Origin of the sequence: Pantoea sp. BL1 (genome assembly GCF_000963985.1) — a bacterium.
Taxonomy (GTDB): Bacteria; Pseudomonadota; Gammaproteobacteria; order Enterobacterales; family Enterobacteriaceae; genus Pantoea; species Pantoea rwandensis_B.
Window position 1 is genome coordinate 296,978 of the sequence record NZ_JZRH01000003.1, and the last position, 13,789, is coordinate 310,766.

General features: G+C 54.5%; 11 protein-coding genes. 4 read left to right on the plus strand and 7 right to left on the minus strand.

The genetic code is table 11. The features are described from left to right. Window positions 1–91 precede the first annotated feature (91 nt). The 3 genes from VH86_RS02790 to exbB all read right to left on the minus strand — a co-directional run bounded on the left by VH86_RS02790 (window position 92) and on the right by exbB (window position 2,751). Window positions 92–1,414, minus strand: coding sequence for an MFS transporter (locus VH86_RS02790; protein ID WP_045831812.1), 1,323 nt, complete (start codon window positions 1,412–1,414; stop codon window positions 92–94). 180 nt (window positions 1,415–1,594) lie between these two features. Next, window positions 1,595–2,017, minus strand: coding sequence for a TonB system transport protein ExbD (gene exbD, locus VH86_RS02795; RefSeq protein ID WP_034828432.1), 423 nt, complete (start codon window positions 2,015–2,017; stop codon window positions 1,595–1,597). A gap of 5 nt (window positions 2,018–2,022) precedes the next feature. Continuing rightward, a complete protein-coding gene (gene exbB / locus VH86_RS02800) occupies window positions 2,023–2,751 on the minus strand; it encodes a tol-pal system-associated acyl-CoA thioesterase (protein ID WP_072050559.1) in 729 nt (242 codons plus the stop codon). Between the two features lie 260 nt (window positions 2,752–3,011). On the opposite strand from exbB, the gene metC reads away from it, so the two are divergent. Both metC and VH86_RS02810 read left to right on the plus strand, forming a co-directional pair. Beyond that, window positions 3,012–4,202, plus strand: a complete 1,191-nt coding sequence (metC, locus tag VH86_RS02805; RefSeq protein ID WP_045831814.1) for a cystathionine beta-lyase — start codon at window positions 3,012–3,014, stop codon at window positions 4,200–4,202. 105 nt (window positions 4,203–4,307) lie between these two features. Next, complete coding sequence (locus tag VH86_RS02810) at window positions 4,308–4,970, plus strand: DedA family protein (protein WP_045831815.1); 663 nt, start codon at window positions 4,308–4,310, stop codon at window positions 4,968–4,970. Window positions 4,971–5,122: 152 nt separating this feature from the next. Here VH86_RS02810 and VH86_RS02815 read toward each other — a convergent pair whose 3' ends face one another. Then, window positions 5,123–6,031: an AraC family transcriptional regulator gene (locus VH86_RS02815; RefSeq protein ID WP_038644707.1), complete on the minus strand. Its 909-nt coding sequence runs from the start codon at window positions 6,029–6,031 to the stop codon at window positions 5,123–5,125. A 206-nt stretch (window positions 6,032–6,237) separates the two neighbouring features. Between VH86_RS02815 and dkgA the strand changes: the two genes are divergently transcribed. Continuing rightward, the gene (dkgA, locus tag VH86_RS02820; RefSeq protein ID WP_045831816.1) at window positions 6,238–7,065 is read left to right on the plus strand and encodes a 2,5-didehydrogluconate reductase DkgA; all 828 of its coding nucleotides are present in this window, start codon (window positions 6,238–6,240) and stop codon (window positions 7,063–7,065) included. Window positions 7,066–7,221: 156 nt separating this feature from the next. Here the strand turns inward: dkgA and ftsP are convergent, their stop codons facing one another. The 3 genes from ftsP to parC form a co-directional block, all read right to left on the minus strand. After that, window positions 7,222–8,649 (minus strand): cell division protein FtsP, encoded by a 1,428-nt coding sequence (gene ftsP / locus VH86_RS02825; RefSeq protein WP_038644703.1) that lies wholly within the window; start codon window positions 8,647–8,649, stop codon window positions 7,222–7,224. A 109-nt stretch (window positions 8,650–8,758) separates the two neighbouring features. Next, window positions 8,759–9,496 (minus strand): 1-acylglycerol-3-phosphate O-acyltransferase, encoded by a 738-nt coding sequence (locus tag VH86_RS02830; protein WP_045814793.1) that lies wholly within the window; start codon window positions 9,494–9,496, stop codon window positions 8,759–8,761. A gap of 38 nt (window positions 9,497–9,534) precedes the next feature. Then, the gene (gene parC / locus VH86_RS02835; RefSeq protein WP_045814794.1) at window positions 9,535–11,808 is read right to left on the minus strand and encodes a DNA topoisomerase IV subunit A; all 2,274 of its coding nucleotides are present in this window, start codon (window positions 11,806–11,808) and stop codon (window positions 9,535–9,537) included. A gap of 411 nt (window positions 11,809–12,219) precedes the next feature. On the opposite strand from parC, the gene VH86_RS02840 reads away from it, so the two are divergent. Beyond that, window positions 12,220–13,782: a transcription antiterminator gene (locus VH86_RS02840; RefSeq protein WP_045831817.1), complete on the plus strand. Its 1,563-nt coding sequence runs from the start codon at window positions 12,220–12,222 to the stop codon at window positions 13,780–13,782. The last annotated feature ends 7 nt before the right edge of the window (window positions 13,783–13,789 follow it).

Here is a 13,789-nt window from a genome sequence, read left to right on the forward strand (position 1 = left end):
ACAAACAAAAAAGCAGCCCCTTCAGAAAGAGGCTGCTTTATTTGAATGGCTTCTCAACGGCCTGACATGTGATCCGTTGTCAGCCGGGACGTTACAGCGAAGCCCCCACCGGCGTGCCGCCATGGCGCGCCTGATACTGTTTCACCATGCGGCCAATCAGCAGCGTGCCGATCAATCCACACACCGCCGCGAATGACAACCACACGCCGGGCATCGCTTTATCGCCCGTGGCATGGATCAGGTAGCTTGAAACCGCTGGCGTGAAGCCACCAAACAGCGCGGTCGCCAGGCTGTACGCCAGTGAGAAGCCGGTGGCGCGCACTTCAGTCGGCATAATTTCCGCCAGGTAAACCACCATCGCCCCGTTATAGCTGGCATACAGGAACGATAACCACAGCTCCGCTTCCACCAGATGCGCAAACGTAGGTGATCCCACCAGCCAGTGCAGCACCGGCCAGGTGGTCAGAATCATCAGGATGGTGAAGGTGATCAGCAGCGGACGACGCCCTATGCGGTCTGACAGCGCGCCCATCACCGGCAACCAAATCAGGTTAGAGATACCGACGAACAGCGTCACCATAAAACTCTGCTCATCGCTCATCATCAGCACGGTTTTACCGAAGGTCGGGGTGAAGGCGGTGATCATGTAGAACATCACCGTGGTGGTCACCACCATCAGCATACCCGCCAGCACCAATGCCCAGTTCTCACCGACCGAGCGCATGATCTGTCCCATGGAAGGATGTTGTTTGCGCTTGCTGAACGCTTCGGTTTCTTCCAGCATGCGACGGATCCAGAACAGGAACGGCACAATCATACAACCGACAACGAACGGAATACGCCAGCCCCACTCGGTGACCGCTTCCTTCGCCAGCAGATGATTAAGACCGAGGCCAAGCAGCGCAGCGAAGATCACCGCGACCTGCTGGCTACCGGACTGCCAGCTAACATAGAAACCTTTGCGTCCTTTTGGCGCCACTTCAGACAGATAAACCGACACACCGCCTAACTCCACGCCCGCAGAGAAGCCCTGCAGCAAACGACCCAGCAGAATCAGAATCGGCGCGGCAGCCCCCAGCGTGGCATAGCCCGGAACCAGAGCGATGGTGAGTGTGCCCAACGCCATCAAGCCTAATGTCAGTAACAGCCCTTTACGGCGTCCGTGATGGTCAATATAGGCACCCAGAATAATCGCGCCAAGTGGACGCATCAGGAAGCCCGCGCCAAAGGTCATCAGCGTGAGCATCAGTGAAGCAAAGGGATCATCTCCGGGGAAAAAGGTTTTGGCGATCGCCGTAGCGTAATAGCCAAACACCATAAAATCGTACATCTCAAGAAAGTTACCGCTGGTAACGCTAAAGATGGTCTTGGCACCGCCTTGCGATGGTTTTTGTAAAGATTGACTCGCGCTCATATTGTCCTTCCTGGGTTTTTCTTCCGTTGTAGCGGGTTGTGCCAGGAATAGATGTGATCCGCTTCACCATTGCAGTTTACAAAAGTAAGACCAAAAGTAACAAGAAATTAACATTGGCGGCGAGAGCAAACAAAAAGGGCCGCTATGGATAGCGGCCCTTGTGAGCGTTCAGAGGGGGAATTATTTCTTCACCGTCTCCATGCCCATCAAACCAATCTTCAGATAACCCGCTTCACGCAATTGATCCATCACGCTCATCAGCGTTTCATAATCCACTGACTTATCCGCCTGGAAGAAGATGGTAGTGTCTTTCTTGCCTTCAGTCTGCGCCGTCAGCGCATTCACCAGCGTCTCTTTGGTCACCGCATCGTTGCCGATATAGATCTGCTTATCTTCCTTAATAGAAAGATAAACCGGTTTTTCCGGACGCGGTTGCGGTGCGCTGGTGGACGCAGGCAGATTAACGCGCACATCCACCGTGGCTAATGGCGCGGCGACCATAAAGATGATCAGCAGAACCAGCATAACGTCGATAAACGGCGTCACGTTGATTTCATGCATTTCGCCATCGCCTACCGAATCATCGTTTAAACGCATCGCCATAATACTTATCCTACGCGCAGTTTCTGTGCCGCCGCCGGACGGGTCGCTTCTTTCGCGGTTTCCACATTCCCGAGATCCAGATCGCGGCTCTGCAGCAGCATCACCTGCGCCGCAACATCACCCAATGAGGCTTTGTAGCTGGCAATCATGCGCGCGAAGACGTTGTAGATAACAACAGCAGGAATAGCGGCAACCAGACCAATCGCGGTCGCCAGCAACGCTTCTGCGATGCCCGGCGCCACAACAGCGAGGTTGGTGGTCTGAGTTTTAGCGATACCGATAAAGCTGTTCATGATGCCCCACACGGTACCAAACAGGCCGATGAAGGGAGCAACAGAACCGATGGTAGCGAGGAAGCCGTTACCGCGGCCGGCATGACGGCTGAATGCCGCAACGCGACGATCAAGGCGGAAGCTGGTACGTTCCTTAATGCCATCAAGGTCTTCGGTACCCGCAGAGAGTTCCAACTCGTTCTGCGCATCGTTCAGCAACACCGCACTGTGGCTGTTGCTTTTGAAGCTTTCAGCGGCGCGGTAAGCATCATTAAGCGAACGTGCTTCGCCCAGCGCCTGCTGTTCGCGTTTCAGGCGACGTTTCGCCCCGCTCAGCTCAGCAAACTTGCCGAAGAAAATCGCCCAGGTGACAACCGAGGCCAGTAACAGGCCAATCATCACCACTTTTACCACGATATCGGCATGCTGATACATGCCCCAAACGGAGAGGTCCGTTTGCATCAAATCACTGGCTACCACGCTGCGTCTCCAACTTCTGTTGCACAGTTCACGATTGAAGCGCGGATCATAGCAAAAAAATTGACCGAAGTGATAGTAGTTCTCATTACTATTTACAATCCAAAAGTGTCTTTTATTTCCACAATTTGGCAAATGATTTACAGAATACTGGCGTCACTCTGATAATCCGCAATCAGGCGCAACCCACTGCGGTGTTTCGTGGTAACGTGGATGTTTTGTGGTAAGTGTCAGGAAAGGCAGTGATGGCAACTAATAAAATTGATACCACGCTGGTTAGCGCGGGACGAAGCAAACGTTACACTCAGGGCTCAGTTAACAGCGTCATTCAACGCGCATCTTCACTGGTTTTTGACACGGTTGCTGACAAAAAACGGGCGACCGCGGGTCGTGCATCGGGCGAGCTTTTTTATGGCCGCCGTGGCACCCTCACCCACTTCTCGCTGCAAGACGCCATGACCGAACTGGAAGGCGGCGCGGGTTGCGCGCTTTATCCGTGTGGTGCGGCTGCAGTATCCAATGCGATTATCTCTTTTGTCGAAGCGGGCGATCACATTCTGGTGAGCGGCGCGGTCTATGAGCCAACGCAGGATTTCTGCACCAAAATTCTCAGTAAGCTGAATGTCTCCACCACCTTCTTTGATCACTGCATTGGCAGTGAGATCGGTGAACTGATTCAGCCAAATACTCGCGTGGTGTTCCTCGAATCTCCCGCGTCCATCACCATGGAAGTGCAGGATATTCCTGCCATCGTGGCCGCTGTGCGCGCCAAAGCACCAGATGCGATCATCATGATCGATAATACCTGGGCGGCGGGCGTGTTGTTTAACGCGCTGGAGCATGGCATCGATATTTCGATTCAGGCAGGCACCAAATACATTATTGGCCACAGCGACGCGATGATTGGCACCGCCGTCGCCAATGAACGTTGCTGGCCGCAGCTGCGAGAGAATTCGTACCTGATGGGCCAGATGGTGGATGCCGATACGGCGTACATGGCCAGCCGCGGCTTGCGCACACTTGGTACGCGTTTGCGCCAGCATGAAGAAAGCGGTTTGCAGGTCGCGGAATGGCTGGCAGCACAACCGGAAGTGGCGCGCGTCAACCATCCGGCGCTGGCACAGAGTAAAGGCCATGAATTCTGGCAGCGTGATTTCAACGGCAGCAGTGGACTGTTTTCCTTCATCCTGCATGAAAAATTGAGCCGTGAGCAGCTGGCTAATTACCTCGATCACTTCCACCATTTCAGCATGGCTTATTCATGGGGTGGCTATGAATCCCTGATTCTGGCCAACCAGCCGGAAGAGCTGGCGGAGATTCGCCCGGCAGGCGGCGTCGATTTCGACGGTACGCTGGTGCGTTTGCACATTGGTCTTGAACACGTTGATGACCTGCTGAACGACCTGAAAGCGGGCTTTGCGCGCTTAAAACAGTAAATATTTAAACAAAACCTAAACCATTTCGTGCCGCATCGGTGAGATCAACGTCTGCGATGCCACAGATGGTTAAAATAGAATCCTTGTGACTCGATGGGATAGCAGATGGGTGTTTTACATGAGATTGTTCACGCGCTCTGGCATCAGGATTTTGCCGCGCTGGCCAATCCGGATGTCGTGTGGATTGTCTACGGCGTAATGTTTTTAACGCTGTTTCTGGAAAACGGTTTGTTGCCTGCCTCTTTTCTGCCGGGTGACAGCCTGTTGCTGCTCGCAGGTGCCATGATTGCCAAGGGCGTGATGGATTTCGTGCCCACCATGGTGATTCTGACCACTGCCGCCAGCCTGGGCTGCTGGTTGAGTTATTTACAGGGGCGATGGCTGGGCAATACGCGGATGGTGAAAAGCTGGTTGATGCATTTACCGGCGCAATATCATCAGCGCGCCTGGAATCTGTTTAACCGCCACGGTTTGATGGCGCTGCTGGTCGGGCGTTTCCTGGCGTTTGTTCGCACATTACTGCCGACCATGGCAGGTATTTCGGGTTTACAGAATGGTCGCTTCCAGCTGTTTAACTGGCTGAGCGGCGCGCTGTGGGTCGGGATTGTGGTCGCCATGGGCTATGGCATCAGTCAGGTGCCGTTTATCAAGCGTCACGAAGATCAGGTGATGGCAGTGCTGATGGTGCTGCCGATGGTGTTGCTGTTTGTCGGTCTGACCGGCAGCATCGTGGTGATCTGGAAAAAACGCAGCCAGAAAACGAGCTAATTCGGTTCGGGTTGCCATTAATGGCAACCCTTCAAGGGTTCAGTGCCGTTTCGTCGCGCGCGCATTCATGCACATTTGGCCGTTCAGATGGCGTCAAACAGCAACCCATAGCGCAGTGCCATTTCTTTCAATGCACATTGATCTGCATTGGTTCAGGCAGCGTCAAACGGCAACGTTTGGCGCACACGGCTGGCTTCCTCTCCCGGCGTCACGCCGAAATAGCGCTTAAACTCCCGCGAGAATTGCGAAGGGCTTTCATAGCCCACGCGCACCGCTGCCGCACTGGCTTTCATCCCATCCTGCAACATCATCAATCGTGCCTGATGCAGACGATAGCGCTTCAGATATTGCAGCGGCGAGGTCTGGGTGACGGCTTTGAAGTTGTGATGGAACGCCGAAACGCTCATGTTCACTTCAGCAGCCAGCATATCGACGCTGAGACTTTCGGCGAAATGGCTTTCGATGCGGCGTAAGGCGCGCGCAATCTGACTGAACTGGGTCTGACGATTCACCAGCGACAGCAGCGCACCGCCAATCGGGCCGGTGAGCACATAGTAGATAATTTCCCGCACCAGCTGTGGTCCCAGCACGCGCGCATCACGCGGATGGCTCATCGCATCCAGCAAACGCTCGGCAGCGCACAGCATCTCTTCACTCATAAACGCCGAATGGATGCCGGAAGTATGCAACTGCGGCTGAAATTGTTCGTCGTCGCCGATATCCATCAACAGATCCTGCAAGCTGGCGATATCCACGCTCAGGCACATGCCGGCCAGCGGCTCTTCCGGGGTGGCTTCGGTTTCGCATTCCACCGGCAGCGGTACGGTCAGCATCAAATACTTCGTGGCGTCGTAATGAAACACTGTGCTGCCGAGATAACCGGTTTTACGCCCCTGAAAAAGAATCACAATGCCAGGTTGATACATCATCGGCGTGCGCGGAAGTGTTTCGCAGGCGTAGATGAGCTTGACGTTTTCCACGGCGCACAGCGGTTTACGCGCATCATTCATTAGCGCGGTCACGCGCTGCGCCAGCTGGCGGCAAAGGGCATCGTTCGGCATGGTTCACTCTCAGGCAGCAAAAAAAATCAGTGTGCCGCAATGCTGCTCAAAGCTCCACCCTTCAGCAGAATCAGGCAAGATTCTGGCAGAAATGACCAGGGTAAAAGGGCGAGGTGATTGCCACAATGATCCTGCGGTTGAGTTTGTTGACTAGACTTAACCACAGCGCTTTTACGGTAAGTCACTGCGACAGATAAGGAGCAACTATGGCAGAGCAACCCATTATCAAACTGCACGACGGCAATATGATGCCGCAACTCGGACTTGGTGTCTGGCAAGCGAGTATCGAGGATGCCCGGGCGGCGATTGTCGAGGCCTTAAAAGTAGGCTATCGCTCGATTGATACCGCCGCCATCTACAAAAATGAAGAAGCCGTCGGTCAGGCACTGCAGGACACCGATGTCGCACGCGAAGACATTTTCATTACCACCAAACTGTGGAATGACGATCAGCAGAACGGCCAGCAGGCGATAGAGACCAGCCTGAAGAAGCTGCAACTGGAGAGTGTCGATCTCTATCTGATGCACTGGCCGTGCCCGGAAAAAGATCACTACGTTGAAGCCTGGAAAAAGATGATTGAGCTGCAGCAGCAGGGCTTAACCAAAAGCATTGGCGTCTGTAACTTCCATGAAGCCCATCTCAAACGCCTGATCGATGAAACAGGCGTCTCGCCGGTGGTGAATCAGATTGAGCTGCATCCAATGCTGCAACAGCGCACGCTGCATGCCTGGAACGCACTGCATCAGATTCAGACCGAATCCTGGAGCCCGCTGGCGCAAGGCGGTAAAGGAGTATTCGATCAGGAGATCATCCGCGAACTGGCGAAGAAATACGGTAAGACGCCAGCGCAGATTGTGATTCGCTGGCATCTGGATAGCGGATTAGTGGTGATTCCTAAATCGGTGACGCCGGAACGTATTCGTGAAAACTTCCAGGTGTTCGACTTCAGACTGGAAAAACCTGAGATCAGCGAGATTACTAAGCTCGATAAAGGAAATCGTTTGGGGCCGGATCCCGAGAACTTTAACGGGTAAGCCGGCACAGTTTAACCGCCAGGCGGATACGGCTAGCGCGTGCTCGCCTGCATTGGCTTCACAATAGTCGTGCGGTCATGTGCGGGTCGCTATGCATCGTGACCCTGTCCATTTGGCGATCTCTTGTAAGGTGCGCATCGCTGCGCACCTTTTTTCTTAAGGGACGGGATTGACCTGTAGCTGCCCCGCCGTACCGCGATCGGCTAACTCCAGCGTCTGGCTGTAGTAGACAAACGGGAAGTGATCCGACGAACTCTGTGGGAAGCTCACCAGCAATTCGACATCACCATCCACCCACACCGTATCTTTCCAGCCGCGATCCTCGCCCATCGGCTGCGCGCCATTGACGCTCTTGATCAGGAACATCACGCCCTGAATATGCAGCGACTGCGGGCGATCGGCATGGATAATCCAGCGTTCAAAGGTGCCCTGCTGCACCGTGGTGTCGATGCGGCTCATGTCCCAGAGTGCGCCATTGATGCCCGGCACACTGTCGCCAATGCGGAATTCGCGCGTGCGCACCGCCACACCATCCAGAATCTGATCCGCTAATAAGCGCATCGGCAGATTGTCGGTAACCAGCGGCAGTAAGCCGGTCGGACGCAGGCTCAGAACCAGCGTGTTGGCGAGAATTGAGGAAGGTTCAAACAGACCCCGCAGGCGATCCATCAGGCCCGCCGCAGTCCCTGCCGTAATCGAGACTTCATCGCCCTGCGACATATCCACCAGCACTTCACGGCGTTCACCGGGTGCCAGCGACAGCGTTTGCACCGCAACGGGCGCAGGCAGGAAGCCTTGATCGCTGGCAATCACGGTAAACGGACGATTATCCGAGAAGCTCAAATCAAAGCGACGCGCGTTCGAAGCATTCAACAGGCGCAGACGCACCCAACCACGCGACACCTCTACATAAGGATTCTGCACGCCGTTGACCAGCAACGTATCCCCGAGGAAACCGCCATCTGAGGGTGGGTTATAAACCGGCGTGGCAAAGTTATCGAGACGCTTGTCCTGAATAATCAGCGGGAAGTCATCAACGCCATAGTGCTTAGGTAACGGCAGCGCTTTGCTGACGTCATCTTCAATCAGCCACATGCCCGCCAGGCCGTTGTAGACGTGTGGCGCCATACGATTTGGCGTATTGGCGTGATACCACAAGGTCGATGCACCCTGACGAACCGGCAATACCGGCGCCCAGTCAACGCCAGCTGACATCATGCGCGGCGCACCGCCCATTAAGGCGCCAGGCACCTGCAATCCGCTGACCGTCATCGCCACCGGTTCGTTGAGACGGTTGCTGTAAATCAGCTTCACATCATCGCCGCTGTAGACGCGCACCGTGGGGCCGAGGTACATGCCATTAATGCCCCAGACCGGCACTTTATTGCTATTACCGCTAAATGACCAATGGCTGCGTTGCAGCGTCAGAAAGAGCGGCTGGCCACGGCGAGATTCAAGCAGTGGCGGAACAGGAAGCGGCACATCGCCCATCGGGGCCGCAGCGTAGGCGGCATAAGGCATGCTACTGGTCGCCAGCGCAACACCGGCGGAAAGCTGAATAAACTGACGTCTGCTGCAAGACATAAAACTTCAGACCTTTTGAGCGGGGCGTGAAGACGCCGTGTCCATGTTGTTCTTGTTAGTGAGTTTTTGCTGTGATGAGCACGGGGCAGCGTTTCTGCCCCGTGGATGGCTAGAGTTTACCGTTTTTTTCGCGTTCGGCGACTTCGGCGTTCAATTCTTCCAGCTTAGCAGACATTAATTCGCGGCAGTGGGTGGCTAACTTGCGCACCGAGGTGGTTTCAAACTGCCTGGTATCCACTGGCGGCAGCATTTCAACAATCACCAGGCCATTGTTCCAGCGATTAAGTTTCACTTTGCCGTGGGTATTCGACACCACCACAGGGATGATCGGCACACCTGCTGCTACTGCAGCATGAAACGCACCGGTTTTAAACGGCAGTAAACCACGGCCACGGCTGCGGGTGCCTTCCGGGAACATCCAGAATGAAATCTTCTTTTTATTAAACTGCTCGACCAGTTCACCGATGGTGCCATGCGCTTTGGCGCGGTTATCACGGTCAATCAGCAAATTACCGGTCAGCCAGTAGAGTTGACCAAAGAACGGGATCCACAGCAGGCTCTTTTTACCGACGGTGACCGTGGTCGGCTGCACGATCTTCGCCGCCGTGATCATGTCGTAATTGTTCTGATGGTTGGCAATGTAAATCGCATTGCCATAGTTCTCCGCGTCGGCGGGTTTGCGCAGTTCGACTTTGACGCCAAACACCGTCGACAGGCGACCAAACATATGGCCGAACGTCGCCACATGGCGGGGATTACGCGGTGAGAACAAACACCAGATACTGCCGAAGATGCACACCAAAATCGAATAAACGATAACAATAATCGTGCGTAAAATTAGTAACATAGCTTCCTCAAGTTGGGCAATCCATTGCCTGGTCAGTCTTATTCTTCGCTACTGGCGTCACTTTTCGGGCGCGCTGGCGCATTCACTTCTACGCTATCAATGCGCTGCAGGCCACGCGACACGCTGCCACGACGACCGCGATCGGCTCGCACTTTTTGCAGATCCTCATCACGCATGATCAGCTTACGTTTGCCGACATACAGAGTGATCGAACTGCCCGGCGGCAGAATCAGCAACCACTGCAGCTTATCCACGCCCGCAGCGGCATCCGCTGATGGAATAGAGATGATTTTATTGCCTTTGCCTTTCGACATCTGTGGCAGATCGCCCACCGGGAACATCAACATACGTCCGGCCTGGGTAATCGCCAGCAGCATATCATCGCCCGAATGCACCGCCATTGGCGTCATCACTTTGGCATTGTCTGGCAACGTTAGCAGCGCTTTACCGGCGCGGTTGCGCGAAATCAAATCGGCAAAGGTACAGATAAAGCCGTAACCCGCATCGGAGGCCATCAACAGTTTCTGGTCGTCCGCTTCCATCAGCACCTGTTCAAACGCGGCACCTGGCGGTGGCGTCAGTTTGCCGGTTAGCGGCTCGCCCTGCCCGCGCGCCGACGGCAACGAGGTCGGGTCCAGTGTATAGCTCCGGCCGGTGGAGTCGATAAAGGCCACGGGCTGATTGCTCTTACCGCGGGCGGCGGCGAGGTAACTGTCACCGGCTTTGTAACTGAGACCGGTTGGATCGATATCGTGGCCTTTGGCGCTGCGCACCCAGCCCATCTGCGACAGCACAATCGTCACCGGCTCGGCACTCACCAGCTCGGTTTCGCTCAGCGCTTTAGCTTCTTCACGCTCATGCAGCGGTGAACGGCGATCGTCGCCGTAGGTCTGGCTGTCTGCCAGCAATTCTTTCTTCAGCAGGTTACTCATCTTGCGTTCGGACGCCAGAATCGCCTGCAGCTGATCGCGCTCTTTCTCCAGCTCCGCCTGCTCACCGCGAATCTTCATCTCTTCCAGTTTGGCGAGATGGCGCAGTTTCAGTTCCAGAATGGATTCGGCTTGCGTGTCGCTGAGTTCAAAGCGCGACATCAGTACTTGCTTAGGCTCGTCCTCGGTACGGATGATGTGAATCACTTCATCAATGTTGAGGAACGCCACCAGCAAACCTTCGAGGATATGCAGACGGCGCAGCACGCGCTCTAAGCGATAGTTCAGGCGGCGCGTCACGGTATCGCGACGGTACACCAGCCATTCAGACAGGATCTCCAGCAGGTTTTTCACCGCCGGACGGTTATCCAGTCCGATCATATTCAGGTTAACGCGATAGCTCTTTTCCAGATCGGTGGTGGCAAACAGATGGTTCATCACCTGCTCCACATCCACGCGATTGGAGCGCGGCACAATCACCAGACGCGTTGGGTTCTCATGGTTGGATTCATCACGCAGATCTTCCACCATCGGCAGCTTTTTATTGCGCATCTGGTTGGCGATCTGCTCCAGCACGCGCGCACCGGAAACCTGGTGCGGCAGTGCCGTGATCACCACATCGCCGTCTTCTTTCTTCCATACCGCGCGCTGACGGATCGAACCGCGCCCGCTTTGGTAGATTTTGCGGATCTCGCTGCGCGGCGTGATGATCTCGGCTTCGGTCGGATAATCCGGGCCCTGCACAATATCCAGCAACTCATCCAGCGTGGTGTTGGGTTTGTCGATCAGCTTCACCGCCGCTTCCGCCACTTCACGCAGGTTGTGCGGAGGAATATCGGTGGCCATGCCCACGGCGATACCGGTGGTGCCGTTCAGCAGGATGTTCGGCAGACGCGCCGGCAACATCTTCGGCTCCTGCATGGTACCGTCGAAGTTGGGGATAAAATCCACCGTGCCTTGTCCCAGCTCGCCCAGCAAAATCTCGGCATATTTGGACAGGCGTGACTCGGTGTAACGCATCGCGGCGAAGGATTTGGGATCGTCCGGTGCACCCCAGTTACCCTGTCCATCCACCAGCGGATAGCGATAGGAGAACGGCTGTGCCATCAATACCATCGCTTCATAGCAGGCGCTGTCGCCGTGCGGATGGTATTTACCTAATACGTCACCCACGGTACGGGCAGATTTTTTGAATTTGGCGCTGGCGTTGAGGCCCAGTTCCGACATCGCGTAAACAATACGACGCTGCACCGGTTTCAGACCATCGCCGATATACGGCAGTGCGCGGTCCATGATCACGTACATGGAGTAGTTCAGGTACGCGTTTTCCGTAAATTTGTGCAGGGCAAGACGCTCTGCACCATCCTGCGTCAATTCGCTCATTAAGCTCGCATCCTCACTTCGTGGCCCGCAACGGCGGGGCATCCGGCGCTCATTTGGCGAGGATAGTACCTTATTCGTGCGAGTTAGTCACAGGGAAGCCAATGGCCGCAGGCAGAATCGTAGGGCATTAAATAACGTGATGTCGGTTGGAAAATGAAAAAGGAATGAGAGCAATATCACAATGAATATCCCAATTAATATGTGAGCAGGATCGCAATTAATTATTAACGATTTCAGGTGTATTAAAGCTGTCCGTAATCATGGACAACATTTAGTATTGTTGCTTACACCGTCCTTTCCTAAATTTATACTCCATAAGACATCAATATTGCGCTCCTGATTTCTGGCATGAAGAAATAGATAACGAGGAAATAATCTTAAAAACGCTTTGCCAAAATAAAGGGTGACCGAATGCAAATACTGACTTCGCGACAACACCGTTTAGTCAAACTGCTGTTGCAACATGCTGCACCGCAGCCGATCAGAGAATTAGCCCTACAGTTGGGCGTGTCAGAAAAGACGATTCAGCGCGACTTGCAGTGGCTGGAAAGCTGGCTTGGTAGCTGGTCACTGACGCTGGAGAAAACCCCAGGGCGCGGCGTGCGTTTGCGGGTTGATGATATCCAGCAGCGCTTGCAACTGGAGCAGCAACTCAACGGCGATGAAAGCAGTGCCGATGCGCTGGGGCAAAACAGCCGCAGAGTAAAAATTGCCTCGCAGTTGCTGAGTGACGCGCCGCGTGCAACCTCTATCAGTAAGCTGTCGGAACGCTATTTTATCAGCCACGCCTCGATTGTGAATGACCTGAAGGTGATTGAAGAGTGGCTGCAGCCGCTGGGTTTGACGCTGCAACGTGGGCCAGGTGGCACCCATATCGAAGGCAACGAACAGGCGCTGCGTCAGGCAATGGTCTCCCTGATCAATGATGTGATGCAGCAAAACGTCGCTGGCACGCCGCTGTTACCGCGCCTCGATCCCGGCAGCCAGCAGGCACTGGTGCATTATTTTGGCGATGAGGATGTGGCTTTTGTGCAGACGCTGCTGCAACAGATGGAGCAGCAACTCAGTTACCCGCTAGGCGATGCCTGGTATCTGAATCTCTGCACCCATATTCTGATCATGATGCACCGCATGGCGCAGGGGAATGCGCTGGCACTGGCAACGCTGGCCACAATGCAGGATCTCGATCAGCGCATTTTACTGATTGCCCAGCAAATGGTGACGCAGATTGAACAGCGGATGTGCTGCGCCCTGCCCGCCGATGAAGTGGGGTTTATTTATCAATATATTGTGTCATCCGGCATTGTGGTGGAAGAGCGCGGCGATAATGCGCCGATGCATAATCAATTCTCCACCGCAGAGTCCGTAAAAATAACCTGTGAATTAATTGATCGTTTCGCAGCCTTTATTCAGCAAGATTTAACGCAGGACCGATTATTATTTGACGGCTTACTGGTGCATATAAAGCCACTATTAAATCGACTCAAATATCACATTCATATTCGCAATCCGCTGCTGGAGGATATTCAGCAGGAAATGAAGGGAATATTTTCGTTAACGCAACAGGCGATGCAATTAACCGCTCGCACTTATGGGCTTTCGCCAGTGGCTGACGACGAAATCGGTTATCTCTGCGTGCATTTCCAGGCCGCGCTGGAGCGGCAAATTGCCCATAAACGCATTCTGGTGGTGTGTTCCAGCGGCGTGGGGACATCGCATCTGCTGAAGAGCCGCATCTTGCGGGCGTTCCCTGACTGGGAAATTGCGGGCGTGGTCTCTGCCAGCAATCACGCCGCGTTTTGTCAGAACCAGACGGTGGATTTAGTGATCACCACTATCCATCTCAGCGCCGGGCCTATTCCGGCAGTGTATGTGAGTGCATTTTTTAACGATGACGATATTCGGCGGGTGACTGACGCCATGATTGGCAGCCAGCTGCCGGACGGCGCGCACTGCGCGTTGGCTGAACATTAATTGAATG